Raw genomic sequence first — 16615 nt, 5'->3', positions numbered from 1 at the left:
CGATTTACATCTAGGTCAGAGTTTCAAATAAAACTCATTAACAGACCGTATATATGACAGCAATCCTGTCCCTGTTATTTACTAAAGAAACCTTGCAATAAGGGAGGAGACCATATATGAACTCGGGATAAGAAGTTAGTTAATTCACTAAAATACCTAAGTTCAAAAGTGTAATATCACTCTAGCCAGAAGTTATTTCTTAATACAAGGCAAATTTGTGCGTCAATAGCTAGCCTATTGCAAGCAAATTTAACGCAGTAGTAAGGGATAACAGCTGCTAGAGAACAAGTTGTTATACCGAGTTCAGGTTAACTACTCTAAAAGGGCTAAATTATGTATGAGATGTTAGTGGCGATGGAAATTCATAACAGCGAGCAATATGCCAAATATCGTGAAGCGATGAAGCCAATCTTAAGACAATATGGTGGTGGATTTAGTAACGATTTTCATATTGCAGAAACCTTGCTAACAGAGGGACAGTGCCAAGCTAATCGACTTTTTACCATATACTTTCCTGATCAAGCTTCAATGGAGTCCTTCTTCAGTGATGCTGAATATGTAGAGGTAAAAGCGCGATACTTTGAAGATAGTGTCAGTGGGTTTGATATTTTGGCGAGCTACACTAGGTAATTATCAAATAGGAGCAAAATTGGGTAAAGTTTATTCTATGTGGGTCGATAACGTTTAGTAACTCCGCGGTAAATTGAATTTGTAACAAGGATATAGGTTATGAATATAAAGCCACAATTTCACACCAACCATGGCAGTGTTGGTGCTCCATCTTCGTCGAAAGAAATGCAAGACGCACTCAAAGCGATCGCAAAAGATAGACCTGATGAAGAGGTATCCCAACTTACAGATGTGAATAGTGAGTTCACAATTGATTTTTCCTACACCGAGTCACCTGTCTCATATGATAGAGACTTTATGCGTAATTTTGAATTCAGAATGTTAGGCATGAAAAGTTACGGTATTCATCGAGAGCACATAGGGACGGATGAAAATGGCCGTATCTATAAGGATACTTACGGTGACTTTGAAGGCCGAGAAAAAATTGATGAATTTTTAGCGATCTTTGACCGTTTGAATGAAGAACAACAGATTAAATTTGCACACATCAAGCCCACGGAATCGCTTCTAGACGTGGCTAACAGATTAACTGATGAAGAGCTCGGTCAGCTCACCGATTTTATCGTTCAGTCACTTAGTGTGAACAGCTTTGGTCAAAGGGGTGAAGACTACTCAGAAAAGTTGATTGATAAACTGAGTAGTATGTCTGATGACTTATTAAAAGATACCGTAAAAACCATGTCAAGCTTAATGGAGCAGGCTGAAAATAAAGTTTTTTCAGATCCGGCGTTGCCAGCTTATCTATTGGATGAAGACGGTAGAGCAGACATGGACTTAACTGTGCGAGAGGCAGATCTTTTCGACCAATTTAATGCGTATGGTGACATGAACAACCAATTATTAAATGACTATGCAAAATTTGTCATTGATAACAAATTCTCAGACGGTGATCTTTTAGATCTGAACGCGCATTTAGCACATTCTGATTTTGATACGAGTCGTGGCATGCTAGATATGGCAACCTTGGTTAAGGCAAATGACCGAACTACTTTTATAGAAATGTTAAACGAAGTGGATACGCGGGAGCCGAATAACCTGTTCGCAAGATTGAGCAAACTCAATTACGAAAATGAGAACACAGAATACTTTAGAACTGACAATCGAGAATACGTTAAATTTAAAGGTGCACCAGCTGATGATAACGAAAAAAGTAGGTTATACAATCAGCTGATAAAAGCCTATGAAAATCAGGGACTCGGTTGGATGAATGACGTAATGGAGCAGTCAGAAGGTATGCCTGTGCGAGCTGAGCTCAATATGTGGCTATCTATTTTAGAAGATGTTGAAGAAAACCCTGATGCGTTTAAACGCTCAGACTCTGTTGAAACTTGGATGGAGCGCAATTTAGCAGGAATTGTAAATGACTACTATCAAGGCATAAAAGAAAAGGTATTTGCGCATAATGAGGAACTAGATAACTTTCTCAATATGTCTATGCTTGAAAGAATTGAACTCGATACAATTAAACTTGACGAACAAACTTCTACAGCTGAATAGAGAAAGATCTATTACATCCCAAATATTGTTCTACACTTAATTAAGAACGAAACAAGCTAGTTAATTCAAAGGCTTGTTTCGAGGTGAGTCTTGGCTATATAACGCAGCAACTTTGTTAAGGGAGAGTTTAATGCGCGGCGTGATATTTAGAGGTCTAGAAGAATTAGTTGTAGAAGCGATTGGCATGCAAGCTTGGGATGAGTTACTCGAAGCACATGCACCTGAGGGAAGGGTTTATGTTTCCCCTACATCCTACCCAGATGCAGAGTTATTTGCGTTAGCACAAGGCGTTGCTGACAAATTGAATAAGCCATTGACAGATGTATTGGCCATTTTCGGACAGTCGTTATTTGGATTTTTGGCGGAAAAGCACAAAGGTATCTCGTCAAAATTTGCGTCGTTTGAAGAATTGGTTTTATCTATCGATAGCGTGATACACATGGAGGTAAAAAAGCTTTACGATGAGCCGAATCTCCCCTCAATTGCGGCGATAGTGAAAGATGACAAAACTATCGTATTAGAGTATTGCTCGAATCGTAAATTGTGTTTTTGTGCGGAAGGGCTACTTTATGGTGCCGCCCAATTTTACAGTCGCAAACTAAAAATTGAACATCCACAGTGCATGCACAGCGGCGCTAAACATTGCGTACTCATTCTGCATTTGGATTAATTCGATGTCTGAATATAACGACTATAAAAAGGCGTATCTAAGGGAGCGTCGTGCACGTGATGAAGTCGAGTCATTACTTGAAGAGAAAACGCGAGCGTTATATTTAGCCAATCAAACACTTGAACGTCAATTAGCGCAGCTTAAGAATCAACAAGCCGTATTAATAAACAACGAACGTATGGCGACGTTAGGGACACTATCTGCAGGCGTTGCGCATGAGTTAAATAACCCGTTGGCATATGTGGCAGGGAACCTAGAGTCACTTAATTACTATATCTCGCCAATCTTGCAGTTGCTTGAGACAGTAAAATTACTTGAGCAAAATGAATTGAGAGGAGAGCAATTAGAAGCTCGCCTTATTGATATATATTTAAGGCAACGTATTGACGAAATTACGAATGATTTGCCGGATCTCGTTCACGATACGCTGCACGGCTGCGAGCGAATTAAAACCATAGTAAATGATTTAATGAATTTCTCTCGCTCCAATAACGATAGTTTCGGTAGGGCGTCTCTAAAGTCTATTGTTGAAGACACACTTCGTTTACTTCATGGTCAACTCAAGGGATACGAGCTAACCGTCGCGGTCGAAGATGTGCCAAATATCTATTGCAAGGAAGGGGCGCTAAAGCAAGCTATCATCAATCTGTTGGTGAATGCTAAATATGCGGTAGACATGAGCCATAAATCGCATAAATCGATAGAAGTGTTACTCGCACCGGGTAACGATCAAGATATTATCTTAAGCGTTAGCGACAACGGAATTGGAATTGATGCTGATGTGCTTCCTAGATTGTTCGATCCTTTCTTTACGACTAAGCCTGTTGGCGAAGGTACGGGCATGGGACTTGCCGTTACTCATGCCATTGTAAAAGAGCACAAAGGGAAAATTGATGTTCAAAGTCAAGAAGGAGTGGGTAGTCAGTTTACTATTTCCTTTCCTCTGGAGCAGTGAGAAGCTTGCACCTGTCCCAATCTTAAAATGCATTAATCTACACAATCCGATGGATACTTGTCGCGTTGTCAGGCTAACTAGGCATATGTAGCACCGACTATGATTCAGACTAATAATTTGCTAGGGATGTTGTAATTTCGCTATAAAGCTAGCCGTTTCGTTAAAGGTCGCAACACGCATTGCCCTTTGACAAATAATATCTCTGTCGATGTGGCTAGAATAGAAAAAGAAACTTTCTCGAAACTTACAGCTCAGTAATTAATCATATAAACTCAAAATTCCTTTGTTCGTATTGCCGTTAGGACTGCAAAAGCTTAGTATCAGGTAACTTCGCAAGCGTTTGAGTGCTTGGTGTATAAGAATCAAAACAGATTTGCTGAATAATTTGTTATGAAACGCACCGCGTAAATAACGATAAAGTAAAATGCTATTCGGTAATCTAAAAAGAATAAAAGGGTGATCAATGAGTGAAGAACAAAACCAACCGCAGCAAGAGACGTTAACACCAGAACAACAACAGCAACGATCAATACAATGGCAGCGTAGCTGTGTGCAAGCTGCACAAAAACATCTCGCGGATAAAGGGGTGTTACCGCAGAGTATTATTGAAAAAGAATGTCGTTATATTGAGCCATTGGTTGCGCTTTGGAAAATCAAAGGTCAAAACGGCAAAAAGTATTGGGTGATCACAGGTAATCTACCGACGGATCATATTGAGGCTTCCGCTGCAGCGACAGCACGTGAAGCACTGCGCTATTTTTCATTCCATTGGCAAATGAAAGCAGAAGAAATTATGTCTGCAAAGCCAGTAGAAAAAACACAAGCCCAGTTTGCTAATCTACTAGTAAACCGAGCTCATGGTCTATATGACCTTTTCGCTAAAGATGAACTTTGGGCTAATGAAGCATCGTAAACGGTTCCATCTTGAGTGATTGAATAGGGCATTTCAAGCGCTGTCTTGGAATGCCAGCTTCCATAAATACGTGCCCATGCGTGGAAAACCCCGACTGTAAAAATTCGGGCACTTCATCCAAAATGCATTGGATAAAAACATCTTCAAAGCCTTTGTCTTTTGCCAAGTCAACAAGTCCCCCGATCAACGAAGCATAAGCATCTCGATTACGGTGAGATTTGAATATGGCAATGCGGCTTAATAACCCGTCTTCGCACAGTCTCCCTGTGCCAACTGGCCCATCGAATTCGTCAATAATGATTAAGTGCTCAGCAGTGATATCCTGCTGATCAAATTCGACTTCTTTAGGAATATGAAGTTCATACACAAATACGCGCTCGCGTATCGCTTTGAGCTCCAATTTTTTGGTTTGCCAAGTTACTCTACTGATCCTATAACTCATACTGCCCCCATCTACAGATTGCACCTGCATTCCCTGTTTAGCGACAAGCTAGAGCTTGCGAAAACCTTGAAGATCAAGGATTTCGCGGCATATTGTTGTTTTTGTGAACGCGGCTATCTTGTTCTAACAGGCTCTACTCCCAGCCCTCATCGAAGTCAGTATCGGCTGGATCACTGTCTTCAACGAAGTAGGTCCCATCATTAATCAGTTTAGTTAACGTTTGTTTAAATTCCAAACTATTTAATGCAGGAATTATTGCATTAAACTCAAACTCAACATGATCGCTTAGCTGCTTTACGGCATCTAAACAATGATGGTCTAATTCATAGTTTTCACCATTGACACTGAACAAAATATGATCGTCACAGATTTGGTAAATAGCACGTACTCCACCAGCGCGATAAACCAATGGGTTATCTTTGGCGATCTCGAGAAGCTCCTGAGGATCAATTACGGGGTCTAATGGCGCGAGATCCATCTCATGTTTTGGTTCGCTGAGTGTTTTTCCAAGCCATTGACTGTATAGTGCCTTATCTTCAAGTAAAGCATTGAGCAGAGACTTTATCTGTTGTTGGTCGTCGCAGGTCACTTCGCCAATAGACGCTCTGAGTTGCAATTCTGGATCGCTAAAACGGCGTTTGCCAGCTTCCATATCAATTACGTGATCAGCAAAGCTTGAAAGCAAGTCTTTTTGATCAGGTGCTCTAAAGCCAACTGAGTAGTTTAAAGCATCCTCAACTGCGTAACCTTCGTGAGGACAAGCTGGTGGAATATATAAGATATCACCCGGTTCAAGGACTGCATCAATGACTGCGTCGAATTGCCCTACTTGTAATAGACTCTTGTTGCGCGCAAATTGCTTTAGGCTGTTGTCCCGTTCGCCAACTCGCCAGTGACGTTTACCTTGTCCTTGAATTATAAAAACATCATATTGGTCTAAGTGCGGACCAACGCCACCACCAGGCGTCGAAAAGCTAATCATCAAGTCGTCTATGCGCCAATTTGGTATAAATCGAAATGCTTCTATTAGCTCTGCGGCTTGTGGGTGCCAGTGATCAACAGCTTGGACCAATAGAGTACTGTTGCTATCAGTGAGTAAATCAAATTGTTCAAAAGGGCCGTGATGGGCTTCCCAGTTATCATTGTGATTAGTAACAATTCGAGACTCTATGCAGTCTTCAGTTGCAAGGCCGGCAAGTTCTTCAGGCTCAATTGGGTCTTCAAAATCTTGGAATCCTTGCTTGATGAGTAGTGGCTTCTTCTGCCAATACTGGGCAAGAAATTGTTCGAAGGTAAGGTCATTAATTTGCAGTTGATACATTGGGAAATTCCAGTAATAAAAAAGCGAAAGAGTGGACTCTTTCGCTTATTCTATACCAAGTAGTAAAAAACTAGTGTCGCTTTATACTTAGTTTAGTTCGTCAATGAACGCTTCAGCACGACCAATATAGTTTGCTGGCGTCATTTCTTTCATCTGTGCTTTTACTTCATTAGGCAAGTCTAAGTTATCGATGAAGTCAGCCATGATTTCTTTGTTTACGCGTTTACCACGAGTAAGATCTTTTAGCTTTTCATATGGCTTTTCGATACCGTACTTACGCATTACCGTTTGGATTGGCTCTGCTAGTAGTTCCCAGTTATCATCAAGCTCAGCAAGTAAACGCTCAGCATTAACTTCTAACTTGCTGACACCTTTAAGCGTTGCTTGATACGCGATAAGCGCATAACCCATACCAACACCTAAGTTACGTAAAACTGTTGAGTCAGTTAGGTCACGTTGCCAGCGCGAAACAGGTAGCTTTTGTGCAAGATGCGCAAAGATAGCGTTAGCAATGCCAAGGTTACCTTCAGAGTTTTCAAAGTCGATAGGGTTAACTTTATGAGGCATTGTTGAAGAACCAATCTCACCAGCAATGGTTTTTTGCTTGAAGTGGTTTAGCGCGATATAACCCCAAACGTCACGGTCAAAGTCAATTAAGATAGTATTGAAGCGTGCAATCGCATCGAATAGCTCAGCGATATAGTCATGCGGTTCGATTTGCGTTGTGAACGGATTCCAAGTTAAACCAAGACTTGATACAAAGCGTTCACTGTGTGCATGCCAATCGTAATCTGGGTAAGCGCTGAGGTGAGCATTATAGTTACCAACGGCACCATTGATTTTACCAAGCATTTGTACGTTAGCGATTTGCTGACGTTGACGTTGCAGACGAACATACACGTTTGCAAACTCTTTACCCATGGTTGATGGTGAAGCAGGTTGGCCGTGTGTACGAGTCATCATTGGAATTGACTTATACTCAACCGCTTTGTCTTTGATTGCGCTCAGTAGCTCATCACAGTATGGCAGTAAGACTGTGTCACGCGCTTCAGTTAACATTAGGCCATGAGAAAGGTTATTGATGTCCTCAGATGTACATGCGAAATGAATAAATTCATTGACTGCATTTAGCTCGGCATTGTCAGCGACTTTTTCTTTAAGAAGGTATTCTACAGCTTTAACGTCGTGGTTAGTGGTGCGCTCAATCTCTTTTACGCGTGCTGCGTCTGCTTCGCTGAAGTTTTCAACGATGCTATCAAGAAGTGCATTGGCTTTATCGCTGAAAGCGGGTACTTCTTTAATGGCGTCGCTGCTCGCTAGCGCTTGTAGCCAACGAACTTCTACGATGACGCGGTATTTGATCAAGCCAAATTCACTGAAGATGCTTCTCAGTTCTTTGGTCTTGCTACCGTAGCGACCATCCACAGGAGAGATAGCGGTTAACGCTGAAAGCTCCATAATAACTCCTAACTATTTGTTTTTGAACGATACTTAGATAGTGGTTTAAGAACCACTACGAATTTTATACCAACTTGATTAATTAAATGGTCTATTTTGAGGCGAGAAAATCTAGTCGATAACAAGGCAAAAATTTTGCTATTTAGTTGTTCTAAATAAGAAATTTTTAACGCTGTTAGCGTCAGATCTGCTCCTTCAAATTGAGCAAGTATTAAGACAAATTGATATTATATATAACTCTTTGCAGCAGTAATGATTTTCTTTTTCGCAAAAAAGAAATGACGACGTTTACCACCGAGCTGGCGCCACAGTACTGCACTACGGATCCCCGCAAGTAATAGCGCCCGAATTTTTTGTTGTGTTGCTGTTTGTTTTAATAACTCAGGCTTACCGAATACTTGGATCTTAGGGCCAAGAGGGCTTATTACTTGACCGTAAATGTCGGCAAGTGCTGCAACAACTTGGCTTTCACAGATATCAAAGTGTAATAACTGGCGCTCAACTTGCTGAATTTTTTGTGCTAATAAATCAAGAGATTTGCTATCGTTACTTAGCACTCGCTCTAATTGCATCATAGCACCAACATACTTAACCATTTCAACGTCTTTTTCGCCGCCAGCCGAAAGCTGCTCGATTAGCGTTCGACAGCCTGTTTTGATGGCAAATTTGTCTGGGTAAACGTCCTCAGGGCGTTCAGGAGAAGTATTAATAATGCTTTTTAAAAAGCCCTCAACTTCGTTTTCATTGAAGGTGCCGTAACGCGCACATTTTTGTACCAGTTTACTGATCTGACACATTGCCGCCAGAGGCATTACGTATTGGTTTTGCATTATTTAATCACCGACTCAATAATACCGCCGCCAAGGCACACGTCATTTGCGTAGAATACCGCAGATTGTCCGGGAGTTACGGCTTTTTGTGGCTCATCGAATAGCACACGTGCCATGCCATCTTGGCCAACTAATAACGTACAAGGGATGTCGGTTTGGCGATAACGTGTTTTTACCGTGCAGCGAGTTGTACCTTGTGGACCTACGCGGTCAACCCAATGTAGCTGATTTGCGTTTAAACCGTTGCTGAACAGGCGAGGGTGGTTTTTACCTTGACCAACAACCAGTACATTACGTTCGATATCTTTATCTACCACATACCAAGGTTCGCCGTTGCCTTCTTTAGAACCACCAATTAATAGACCCTTACGTTGACCTAGCGTGTGGTACATCAGGCCTTCATGTTCACCAACATGATTACCTTCACAATCTTCAATCACACCAGGCTGCGCGGGTAAAAATTTGGCAAGGAAGTCTTTAAATTTGCGCTCACCGATAAAGCAGATCCCGGTTGAATCTTTTTTATCGTGCGTGATTAGGCCTTGATCTTCTGCAATTTTACGCACTTCTGGCTTTTCAATTTCACCAACAGGGAAGAGTGTTTGCGCAATATGTTCATGGCTTAATGTGTAAAGGAAGTAGCTTTGATCTTTGTTCTCGTCATCTCCACGAAGCATAACGAATTTACCGTCACGCTCTGCGCGACGAACATAGTGGCCCGTTGCGATATAGTCCGCACCCAATGCTTCTGCTGCAAACTGTAAAAAGGCTTTAAATTTGATTTCTTTGTTGCACATGATGTCTGGGTTTGGTGTACGACCAGCCTTGTATTCTTCAAGGAAGTGTTCAAACACATTGTCCCAGTATTCAGCAGCAAAGTTTACGGTGTGTAGCTCAATACCTAACTTATCACACACTGCCTGAGCATCTTTTAGATCTTCAGCTGCTGCACAATACTCATCATTGTCATCTTCTTCCCAGTTCTTCATAAACAGGCCTTCTACTTGGTAGCCTTGTTGTTTTAAAAGGTAGGCAGATACAGAAGAATCTACACCGCCGGACATTCCGACAATGACTTTAATGTGACTATTATCGCTCATAATTTCGCTATTAATCTTAATGCTCAGATAGAAAGCGCTTATTATACTCAAATCTCTTTAAATTGCACGTCCGTGAGGTGTTCAAGCGCAGGAGAAAAGTCCTAGTAGGAAATGCTAAAGCACTCGATATTCACCGTTTTTAAGATCGCCCAGACTATATTTGCCTATTTGTGCGCGAATCAGTCTAAGCGTGGGATGACCAATATGCGCCGTCATGCGACGAACTTGTCTATTACGTCCTTCTTTGATGGAAATAGCAAGCCAGGTTGTCGGGATATTTTTTCGTTCTCTAATCGGCGGGTTACGTGGCCAAACATTAGGCTCAGTTATTACTTCTACTTTGGCAGGTAGAGTTGGACCATCTTTTAGTGCTACACCGTTTCTAAGCGCATTTAGGCTTTCGCTACTTGGCTCTCCTTCGACCTGAACCCAGTAGGTTTTATATGTCGATTTTTTAGGAGAAGTCAGGGTGTTTTGTAATTTACCGCAGTTGGTAAGTAGCAATAGCCCCTCACTATCTCTATCCAAGCGACCTGCTGCATACACATCTTTGATATCAATAAAATCAGCCAATGTTTGACGATTTTGATCATCAGTAAACTGACACAAAACATCAAAAGGCTTATTGAATAGAACGACTTTTACTTGCTCTGGCGGTAGGGCGGGTTTTGATTGCCGGTTAGTTATTGGCTTTTTCAGTGTTGTGTTGTATCTAGAGAATGCGGGCTTATTAGCATGTGATTTTCTTTTGTTATTTGTGTTGGCTCTACTACTTGTGCTCATTGCCACATTCCTAAGGTTCACGAAAAACGGTATTTTAGCGCAATTGCTCACGAGTGTCGCCTGAAAGCAAAAAAGCGACCCTTGGGCCGCTTTTTGACTGTTATCCGAAGATTACAGTGACGCTAGTACGTCGTTAAATACCGCTGAAGGACGCATAGCTGCGAACGCTTTGTCGTCTTCTGGCTGGTAATAACCACCAACATCCATTGCTTGACCTTGTGCTTCATTCAGTGCAGCAACAATATCAGCTTCTTTTGCTGTTAGTTCCGCAGCAACATTTTCAAACTTAGCTTTAAGCTCTGCATCTTTGTCTTGTGCAGCAAGCTCTTGAGCCCAGTACATTGCAAGGTAGAAATGGCTACCACGGTTATCAAGCTCTTTCACTTTACGTGAAGGTGACTTATTTTCATCTAAGAATTTAGCTGTTGCTGCATCTAATGTATCTGCAAGTACTTGTGCCTTAGCATTACCCGTTGTTTGGCTCAAATGCTCAAAAGAAGCAGCAAGTGCAAGGAATTCGCCTAGCGAGTCCCAACGCAAGTGGTTTTCTTTTTCGAACTGTTGTACATGTTTAGGCGCAGAACCACCCGCACCAGTTTCAAATAAGCCACCGCCATTCATTAGTGGAACGATAGATAGCATTTTCGCACTCGTTCCAAGCTCTAAAATTGGGAATAGGTCAGTTAGGTAATCACGTAATACGTTACCCGTTACTGAAATAGTATCTTCGCCTTTTTTCATGCGCTCTAGAGAGTATAGTGTTGCATCCACTGGTGCTTTGATTAGGATTTCAAGGCCATCAGTGTCATGCTCAGGCAAATATGCGTTTACCTTTTTGATAAGTTCAGCGTCGTGAGCACGGGCTTCGTCTAACCAGAAAACGGCAGGTGTATTCGTTGCGCGAGCACGGTTAACCGCTAGCTTTACCCAGTCTTTGATCGGTGCATCTTTCACCTGACACATACGCCAGATGTCGCCCTCAGCAACGGTATGCTCAAGTAAAGTGTTGCCCGCAGCATCAACAACGCGGATTGTGCCAGCTGATGGCGCTTCAAACGTTTTGTCGTGTGAACCGTACTCTTCCGCTTTTTGTGCCATTAGACCGACGTTAGGAATTGTACCCATAGTACGTGGGTCAAATGCACCATTTTCTTTACAGAAATCGATAGTTGCGCCGTACACACCTGAGTAACAACGATCTGGGATCACAAAAGCAGTATCTTGTTGTTTACCTTCAGCATTCCACATCTGGCCGCTTGAACGAATTGCTGCAGGCATTGATGCATCGATGATCACGTCACTAGGTACATGCAGGTTTGTAATACCACGGTCTGAGTCTACCATCGCGATATCAGGTGCTGTCTCGTAAACTGCTGCAAGGTCAGCTTCGATTTCTTTGCGCTTCGCGTCGTCCAACGACTCAATTTTTGAGTACACGTCGCCAACACCGTTGCTTGCATCAACACCGATTTCAGCAAATGTCGCTGCATGTTTCTCGAATACGTCTTTGTAGAATACTTTTACAGCGTGACCAAAGATGATTGGATCTGACACCTTCATCATGGTTGCTTTCATGTGTAGCGAGAATAGAACGCCTTTATCTTTTGCTTCTTGTACTTGTGCTGCTAAGAATTCACGTAGTGCCTGTACACTCATACGAGAGGCGTCAATGATTTCACCTGCAAGTAGTGGCGTGCTTTGTTTAAGTACGGTGATGTCACCATTGATCGCTACGTGTTCAATACGAACATCAGTCGCTTCAGCAACCGTTACCGATTGTTCAGAACCGAAGAAGTCACCGTCAGACATTGATGCAACATAAGACTGTGAGTCTTTCGACCAAGCACCCATTGAATGCGGGTTTTTACGAGCGTAGCCTTTGACTGAAGTTGGAGCACGGCGGTCTGAGTTACCTTCACGAAGTACTGGGTTTACTGCACTACCTTTGATTTTGTCATAACGTGCTTTAACATCTGCTTCTTCGTCTGTTTTGGCTTCAGAAGGATACTCTGGGAGCGCGTAACCTTTAGCTTGCAATTCTTTAATCGCTGCACGAAGTTGTGGAATTGAAGCACTGATATTAGGTAGCTTGATGATGTTAGCTTCAGGCGTTTTAGCAAGTGCACCTAGCTCAGCGAGTGCATCACCAATACGTTGTTCTTCTTTTAAGTACTCAGGGAAAGTCGCAATAATACGTCCTGCAAGTGAAATATCGCGAGTTTCAACTTCGATATTTGCAGGCTTAGTGAATGCTTGGATGATTGGCAATAGCGAGTATGTTGCGAGAGCCGGGGCTTCATCTGTTTTGGTATAGATAATTTTCGATGTCATCATCATTCCTAGATAGTTGTGGGCTGTTACGCCGTTCAACAATTGCTAATAGGACTAAGCGACGCAATTTTCACACTCAACAACGTGTTGTTGTAGCTGGTTTAAACTGGACCAGTTCACTAAGCGATTAGTGAAAGATGCAAAAAAACCTCGACAATGCTCATTAGAATCGATGTCTAGGTAGCGCAGCATTAGCAAGTTTGTTAGGTATTTATACTTTTGGCTTATTACAATAACTGGTTTTCATTCAGCATTGAAATGCATCAAGTAGCAATATCTAACCAACCTGAAATTGACTTTGCAAGCGTGCTTTAGTCTAACAGTGTTTGCATATGGGGGCTAATTATTAAATTTAAAGTGTAAAAGTGAAAAGTTATAACAAACGAGACAAGAAAAGGCTGAAAATTTCTTTTAGATTTGGAGGAGCGATTCAAAGAGAGGAATAAGCGAGCACTCATGTAACCCGCTTTAGCCAAAAACTACTTAACACTTAAACAACATCTTCCGTAATTGGAGCAATGTTAGTTGCGTGTAGACCCTTGGGCCCTTGTTGTAGCTCGAATGATACATCCTGACCAGCTTTAAGCGTCTTGTATCCATCCATTACAATCGTTGAGTAATGAGCAAAGATATCTTCGTCACTGCCGTCTTCTACGATGAAACCAAACCCTTTGGCGTTATTGAACCATTTGACTTTTCCGCAAGCCATACTTCTACATCCTTCTATAAGTTGACTAAATTAAAGTTAATCTACTCTTTTAATTTTGCTAAACTGCCCATAGATTAGACAGTCATGTAAGACTGTAGTTTATATGAGCAAGCAGTCAAGTTTTTTGCTCTTTTTTTTAACATTTTATTTATTTCTCAAATCTATTTGCTTGAGTATATAAGACAAGACTATATTTATTATGAGTGGGACAAAAGATTCTGGTGTATTGGACGCCGTTCGCGAGGAACAGAAGCAGCAGCTTCAACCGCCGCGAAAATATAAAGTGATTTTGAATAATGATGATTACACGCCCATGGATTTTGTTGTCGAGGTATTGACGACATTCTTCAATATGGATAGCGAGAGAGCAACTGAGGTGATGCTTGAAGTGCATCACAAGGGAAAAGCGGTATGTGGAGTATACCCTGCTGACATAGCCCATACTAAGGCTGAGCAGGTAAACCGATATGCTCGTGACAACGAGCACCCGCTGCTCTGTAGTTGTGAGCAGGAATGACCTATAAATTTCTTGTTGGGGGTTGCCAATGCTAAACAAAGACTTAGAACTTACTCTTAATGCCGCGTTTCGCGAGGCTCGTTCTCGCCGTCACGAATTTATGACGGTTGAGCATTTATTACTTGCATTGATCGATAACCCTTCTGCTAGTGAGGCGCTAGATGCCTGTGGTGTCGATATGGATACCTTGAAGCGCGAGTTATCAGAGTTTATTGATGAAACTACGCCTGTTATTCCAGATTTAGAGGAAGACAGAGAAACACAACCAACACTTGGTTTTCAACGTGTGCTACAACGCGCTGTATTCCATGTTCAATCTTCTGGTCGCTCAGAAGTGACTGGAGTAAATGTACTTGTTGCTATTTTTTCTGAGCAAGAAAGCCAGGCTGTTTATTTACTGAAAAAGGCTGACGTGAGCCGCTTGGATATCGTTAATTTCATTAGTCATGGTATCTCTAAGATTGAAGATGATCACGAGCAAGAAGATCATGAAGAAATGCAAGACGATAGCGGTGAAATGCAACAGGAAGAGAAAACCAAGCTGGAAAATTTCACTTCTAATCTAAATATTCAAGCGGAATCTGGCCGCATTGATCCGCTGGTTGGTCGTGATGAGGAAGTTGAGCGTACGGTTCAGGTACTGTGCCGTCGTAAGAAAAATAACCCATTACTCGTTGGTGAAGCGGGGGTTGGTAAAACTGCGATTGCTGAAGGTCTAGCGTATCGAATAGTCAATAACCAGGTACCTGATGTAATTGCCGATGCAGTGGTTTACTCACTGGATATGGGGGCATTACTTGCGGGTACAAAATATCGCGGTGACTTTGAGAAGCGCTTTAAAGCGCTACTAAAAGAACTTCAATCGAAACCTCATGCGATATTATTTATTGACGAAATCCATACCATTATAGGCGCTGGCGCTGCTTCAGGTGGTGTAATGGATGCGTCTAATCTAATTAAGCCACTGTTATCGAGTGGACAACTTCGCTGTATGGGCTCAACAACATACTCTGAATTCAAAAATATTTTTGAGAAAGACAGAGCGTTAGTGCGCCGCTTCCAGAAAATTGATGTGGTTGAACCAAGTGTTGAAGATACCACTAAGATCTTACATGGATTGAAAGAGCGTTATGAAGAGCACCATGGTATTCGTTACACGCAAAAAGCGTTAAAAGCGGCTGCTGAACTCAGTGCTAAATATATCAATGAGCGTCACTTGCCTGACAAAGCAATTGATGTCATTGACGAAGCGGGCGCCAGTCAAAGGCTACAACCAACTTCAAGACGTAAGAAAACGATTAATGTGTCGGACATTGAAGCGATTGTGTCTAAAATGGCGCGTATTCCACAGCAAAGCGTATCATCTAGTGATAAAGAAACACTTAAGAATCTTGATCGTAACTTGAAGATGCTGGTGTTTGGACAAGATGAATCGATTGACGCGTTAACATCAGCAATTCGCTTATCACGCTCTGGTCTTGCTAATGAAGACAAGCCAGTAGGTTCATTCTTGTTTGCAGGTCCTACAGGGGTCGGTAAAACCGAAGTAACCAAGCAACTTGCTAAGTGCATGGGCATAGAATTTATTCGCTTCGACATGTCTGAGTACTCTGAGCGCCATGCCGTTAGTCGCCTAATTGGTGCGCCTCCGGGATACGTTGGCTTTGAGCAGGGTGGTCTGTTGACCGAGGCTGCAATCAAGCATCCTCATGCAGTGGTGTTGCTCGATGAAATAGAGAAAGCGCACCCAGATATCTACAACATTCTATTGCAGGTTATGGATCATGGTACGCTAACAGACAACAATGGTCGTAAGGCAGACTTTAGAAACATTGTGTTGGTGATGACAACAAATGCGGGTGTGCAAGAGACTGTTCGTCAATCGATTGGATTCCAGCAGCAAGACTATTCTCATGATGCCATGGTAGAAATCAATAAGGTGTTCACACCCGAGTTTAGAAACCGCTTGGATAACATCATTTGGTTCAACCACCTAGAGAAAGAAGTTATCTTGCAAGTTGTGGATAAATTCATTGTTGAACTGCAAGCGCAGCTTGATAAGAAATCGGTTAATCTGGAACTTACGGCGCAAGCACGAGATTGGCTGGCAGATCTGGGTTATGATAAGGCAATGGGGGCTCGTCCAATGGCGAGGGTTATTCAGGACAACCTGAAAAAGCCACTTGCCAATGAAATCTTGTTTGGTCATTTGTCTGATGGTGGGACAGTGAAAGTTACGGTGAAAGACAACAAGTTGTCCTTTGATTACCAAACGGAAGCGGTGTCAGCATAAAACCTTTGAGGTATTTATAAAAGCCCAGCGTCGCTGGGCTTTTTGTTTTCGGCCCTAAACCACCTACTTCAGTAGGTGGTTATCATCATTTAGGCTTTGCCTGAAAAAATACTCATGTTAATTCCTTACTTGATTTTTAGCGAAGTCATATAAGGAAAAAACATGA

15 protein-coding genes are annotated in these 16615 nt (G+C 42.0%); 7 read left to right on the top strand and 8 right to left on the bottom strand.

Annotated elements, in window-relative coordinates; translation table 11 throughout:
• The first annotated feature begins 333 nt into the window (after positions 1-333).
• The 5 genes from NH462_RS22645 (at position 334) to NH462_RS22625 (ending at position 4665) form a co-directional block, all read left to right on the top strand.
• Positions 334-630 carry a DUF1330 domain-containing protein gene (locus NH462_RS22645; RefSeq protein ID WP_010379271.1) on the top strand — a complete coding sequence of 99 codons (297 nt, stop codon included), beginning with the start codon at positions 334-336 and terminating at the stop codon, positions 628-630.
• Between the two features lie 99 nt (positions 631-729).
• Positions 730-2127, top strand: a complete 1398-nt coding sequence (locus tag NH462_RS22640; protein ID WP_253107805.1) for a hypothetical protein — start codon at positions 730-732, stop codon at positions 2125-2127.
• Between the two features lie 130 nt (positions 2128-2257).
• A complete protein-coding gene (locus tag NH462_RS22635; protein WP_039497675.1) occupies positions 2258-2797 on the top strand; it encodes a heme NO-binding domain-containing protein in 540 nt (179 codons plus the stop codon).
• A gap of 4 nt (positions 2798-2801) precedes the next feature.
• Entirely contained in the window at positions 2802-3752 is a 951-nt protein-coding gene (locus NH462_RS22630) for an ATP-binding protein (RefSeq protein WP_239980511.1), read from the top strand.
• A gap of 463 nt (positions 3753-4215) precedes the next feature.
• Positions 4216-4665, top strand: a complete 450-nt coding sequence (locus NH462_RS22625; protein WP_010604923.1) for a DUF4826 family protein — start codon at positions 4216-4218, stop codon at positions 4663-4665.
• On the opposite strand, the gene NH462_RS22620 is transcribed toward NH462_RS22625, so the two are convergent.
• The 8 genes from NH462_RS22620 to cspD form a co-directional block, all read right to left on the bottom strand.
• Positions 4649-5107, bottom strand: a complete 459-nt coding sequence (locus NH462_RS22620; protein WP_029215775.1) for a GNAT family acetyltransferase — start codon at positions 5105-5107, stop codon at positions 4649-4651. The genes NH462_RS22625 and NH462_RS22620 overlap by 17 nt on opposite strands.
• 133 nt (positions 5108-5240) lie before the next feature.
• Positions 5241-6428, bottom strand: a complete 1188-nt coding sequence (locus tag NH462_RS22615; RefSeq protein ID WP_253107804.1) for a cupin domain-containing protein — start codon at positions 6426-6428, stop codon at positions 5241-5243.
• Between the two features lie 87 nt (positions 6429-6515).
• Positions 6516-7886, bottom strand: a complete 1371-nt coding sequence (purB, locus tag NH462_RS22610; RefSeq protein ID WP_010379282.1) for an adenylosuccinate lyase — start codon at positions 7884-7886, stop codon at positions 6516-6518.
• A 227-nt stretch (positions 7887-8113) separates the two neighbouring features.
• Positions 8114-8716: a high frequency lysogenization protein HflD gene (hflD, locus tag NH462_RS22605; RefSeq protein WP_010379284.1), complete on the bottom strand. Its 603-nt coding sequence runs from the start codon at positions 8714-8716 to the stop codon at positions 8114-8116.
• Positions 8716-9816, bottom strand: coding sequence for a tRNA 2-thiouridine(34) synthase MnmA (mnmA, locus tag NH462_RS22600; RefSeq protein ID WP_010379287.1), 1101 nt, complete (start codon positions 9814-9816; stop codon positions 8716-8718). Before mnmA ends, hflD begins: the two co-directional genes overlap by 1 nt.
• Positions 9817-9930: 114 nt before the next feature.
• Entirely contained in the window at positions 9931-10599 is a 669-nt protein-coding gene (locus tag NH462_RS22595) for a pseudouridine synthase (protein ID WP_253107803.1), read from the bottom strand.
• A gap of 111 nt (positions 10600-10710) precedes the next feature.
• Positions 10711-12930, bottom strand: coding sequence for an NADP-dependent isocitrate dehydrogenase (locus tag NH462_RS22590; protein ID WP_253107802.1), 2220 nt, complete (start codon positions 12928-12930; stop codon positions 10711-10713).
• Between the two features lie 490 nt (positions 12931-13420).
• A complete protein-coding gene (cspD, locus tag NH462_RS22585; RefSeq protein ID WP_010379294.1) occupies positions 13421-13639 on the bottom strand; it encodes a cold shock domain-containing protein CspD in 219 nt (72 codons plus the stop codon).
• Positions 13640-13838: 199 nt separating this feature from the next.
• Between cspD and clpS the strand changes: the two genes are divergently transcribed.
• On the top strand, positions 13839-14156 hold the full coding sequence (gene clpS, locus NH462_RS22580; protein ID WP_010379297.1) for an ATP-dependent Clp protease adapter ClpS: 318 nt from the start codon (positions 13839-13841) through the stop codon (positions 14154-14156).
• 28 nt (positions 14157-14184) lie between these two features.
• Positions 14185-16449: an ATP-dependent Clp protease ATP-binding subunit ClpA gene (gene clpA / locus NH462_RS22575; RefSeq protein WP_017219467.1), complete on the top strand. Its 2265-nt coding sequence runs from the start codon at positions 14185-14187 to the stop codon at positions 16447-16449.
• Positions 16450-16615: the final 166 nt, after the last annotated feature.

Origin of the sequence: Pseudoalteromonas sp. OANN1, assembly GCF_024124685.1 — a bacterium.
GTDB classification, from domain to species: Bacteria; Pseudomonadota; Gammaproteobacteria; order Enterobacterales; family Alteromonadaceae; genus Pseudoalteromonas; species Pseudoalteromonas piscicida.
Note: the sequence above shows the minus strand (reverse complement) of the source record. Positions and strands in the feature narration are given on the sequence as shown.

What these genes read in the sequence shown, in the direction of transcription:
- purB (WP_010379282.1), bottom strand. Translation starts at nt 7,886, where the DNA reads ATGGAGCTTTCAGCGTTAACCGCTATCTCTCCTGTGGATGGTCGCTAC.
- NH462_RS22645 (WP_010379271.1), top strand. Translation starts at nt 334, where the DNA reads ATGTATGAGATGTTAGTGGCGATGGAAATTCATAACAGCGAGCAATAT.
- NH462_RS22625 (WP_010604923.1), top strand. Translation starts at nt 4,216, where the DNA reads ATGAGTGAAGAACAAAACCAACCGCAGCAAGAGACGTTAACACCAGAA.
- NH462_RS22630 (WP_239980511.1), top strand. Translation starts at nt 2,802, where the DNA reads ATGTCTGAATATAACGACTATAAAAAGGCGTATCTAAGGGAGCGTCGT.
- NH462_RS22590 (WP_253107802.1), bottom strand. Translation starts at nt 12,930, where the DNA reads ATGACATCGAAAATTATCTATACCAAAACAGATGAAGCCCCGGCTCTC.
- mnmA (WP_010379287.1), bottom strand. Translation starts at nt 9,816, where the DNA reads ATGAGCGATAATAGTCACATTAAAGTCATTGTCGGAATGTCCGGCGGT.
- hflD (WP_010379284.1), bottom strand. Translation starts at nt 8,716, where the DNA reads ATGCAAAACCAATACGTAATGCCTCTGGCGGCAATGTGTCAGATCAGT.
- NH462_RS22595 (WP_253107803.1), bottom strand. Translation starts at nt 10,599, where the DNA reads ATGAGCACAAGTAGTAGAGCCAACACAAATAACAAAAGAAAATCACAT.
- NH462_RS22615 (WP_253107804.1), bottom strand. Translation starts at nt 6,428, where the DNA reads ATGTATCAACTGCAAATTAATGACCTTACCTTCGAACAATTTCTTGCC.
- clpA (WP_017219467.1), top strand. Translation starts at nt 14,185, where the DNA reads ATGCTAAACAAAGACTTAGAACTTACTCTTAATGCCGCGTTTCGCGAG.
- cspD (WP_010379294.1), bottom strand. Translation starts at nt 13,639, where the DNA reads ATGGCTTGCGGAAAAGTCAAATGGTTCAATAACGCCAAAGGGTTTGGT.
- NH462_RS22635 (WP_039497675.1), top strand. Translation starts at nt 2,258, where the DNA reads ATGCGCGGCGTGATATTTAGAGGTCTAGAAGAATTAGTTGTAGAAGCG.
- clpS (WP_010379297.1), top strand. Translation starts at nt 13,839, where the DNA reads ATGAGTGGGACAAAAGATTCTGGTGTATTGGACGCCGTTCGCGAGGAA.
- NH462_RS22640 (WP_253107805.1), top strand. Translation starts at nt 730, where the DNA reads ATGAATATAAAGCCACAATTTCACACCAACCATGGCAGTGTTGGTGCT.
- NH462_RS22620 (WP_029215775.1), bottom strand. Translation starts at nt 5,107, where the DNA reads ATGAGTTATAGGATCAGTAGAGTAACTTGGCAAACCAAAAAATTGGAG.